Source organism: Rhizobacter sp. P3_B12 (assembly GCF_056402895.1).
The window spans coordinates 1-1,726 of the sequence record NZ_JBFUGN010001164.1 but is presented as its reverse complement, the minus strand read 5'-3'; the positions used below and the strand labels follow the sequence as shown (position 1 = coordinate 1,726).

2 protein-coding genes and 1 pseudogene are annotated in these 1,726 nt (G+C 72.8%); all 3 read left to right on the top strand.

Annotation, left to right across the window (positions count from 1 at the left end; translation table 11 throughout):
* Window positions 1-436: pseudogene (locus AC1D01_RS33340) on the top strand (vWA domain-containing protein); the annotation flags it as partial.
* Complete coding sequence (locus AC1D01_RS33335) at window positions 427-978, top strand: MxaK protein (protein ID WP_477873757.1); 552 nt, start codon at window positions 427-429, stop codon at window positions 976-978. The pseudogene AC1D01_RS33340 and the gene AC1D01_RS33335, both read left to right, overlap by 10 nt.
* On the top strand, window positions 975-1,726 hold a 752-nt coding region (locus AC1D01_RS33330), incomplete at its 3' end, for a vWA domain-containing protein (RefSeq protein WP_477873756.1). The genes AC1D01_RS33335 and AC1D01_RS33330, both read left to right, overlap by 4 nt.

The window sequence follows — 1,726 nt, the reverse complement described above, 5'->3', positions numbered from 1 at the left end:
GCCCTACACCGGCTCGCGCATCGTGATGCTGGTGTCCGACGGCGGCGACCGGCTCGATGAGGCCACGCAGGAGCGCATCGCCTTCGCGGCGCGCAAGCACCGCACCGCGATCAACTGGTTCTACCTGCGCTCGGCCAACAGCCCCGGGCTGAATGCCGAGGCCGGCGACCCGCTGGGCGCCGCCGACACCGTGCCTGAGCACCAGCTGCACCGCTTCTTCCAGTCGCTGGGCACGCCGTACCGCGCCTACGAGGCCGACAACGACAAGGCCTTGCAGGCCGCGATCGACGACCTGAACCGGCTGGAGAACCTGCCGATCACCTACCTCGACACCGTGCCGCGGCGCGAGCTGTCGCCCTATGCCCACGGCATCGCGCTGCTGTGCGTGCTGCTGTTGCTGGGTGCGCAGGCGCTGGAGATCAAGCGATGGGCCTGATGACACCGCAGCGGCGCACGCGCCTCGTGATCGCGGTGCTGGCCCTCGCGGCGCTGGCGGCGGTGATCGACGGCGTGCACCTGTGGCGGCTGCAGCGGTGGAACGCGGCGATTGCCGCCGGGCCACCGGTCGCCCGCAACGACGGCACGCCGCCCGCCGAACTGCAGTTCGCGCTGGCCCATGCGCAGGCGGCCAGCGGTGCCGCCGACGACGCGCTGAAGCGCTACCGCGCGTTGCAGGGCGATTCGGCGCTCGGCCAGGCGGCGCGCTACAACAGCGCGAACCTGCTGGTGCGCCAGGCGCTGGTGGTGCGCGCCGGCACGCAGCCGGGTCTCGCGATCCCGCTGCTGGAGCTGGCCAAGGAGGGCTACCGCGAGGTGCTGCGCCACGACCCCGGGCAATGGGACGCCCGCTACAACCTCGAGCGCGCCCAGCGCCTGCTGCCCGACCCCGACGAATCGCTGGTCGAACCGGCCGACGGCCGGCGCGACGCCGAGCGCGCCGTCACGACGATGCGCGGCTATTCGCCGGGCCTGCCATGACGATCAAGRCGTTCGATGCGCTGCCGGCACTGGCGGCGCTCGCGCTGGCCGCCACCTTCCTGAACCCCGGCGTGCGCATCGAGCGCCGGCTGTTCGAGCACGTGGTGGTGCTCGACATCACGCAGAGCATGAACGTGACCGACGAACTGCTGGACGGCAAGCCGGCGTCGCGCCTCGCGTTCGCGAAGCATGCGCTGCGCGAGAGCCTGCTCGCGCTGCCCTGCGGGTCGAAGGTGGGCTGGGCGGTGTTCACCGAGTACCGCTCGTTCCTGCTGCTGGCGCCGGTGGAGGTGTGCGCGAACCTGGGCGAGCTGCGCGCCACGCTCGAGCGCATCGACGGCCGCATGGCCTGGTCGGGCAACAGCGAAATCGCCAAGGGCCTGCACAGCGCGCTCGGCATCGCGCGCGACCTGCCCGGCAAGCCCTCGCTGGTGTTCATCACCGACGGGCAGGAGGCGCCGCCGCTGAACCCGCTGTACCGGCCGGCCTTCGACGACAAACCGGGCGAGGTGCCGGGGCTGATCGTCGGTGTCGGCGACCTGCTGCCCTCGCCGATTCCGAAGACCGACCCGCTGGGCCGGCCACTGGGCATCTGGCGCGCCGACGAGGTGATGCAGACCGACCTGCGCAGCCAGGGCCGCGGCGCCAGCGTCAACGGCGAGAAGCTGGCCGACGACGGCGCCGGCCCGCCGGCATCGGGCCTGGGGGCGACACCGGGGCGCGAGCACCTGTCGGCGCTGCGCGAGGG

Excerpts from the sequence above, each read along its gene's own strand:
- AC1D01_RS33335 (WP_477873757.1), top strand. The coding sequence starts at position 427 with ATGGGCCTGATGACACCGCAGCGGCGCACGCGCCTCGTGATCGCGGTG.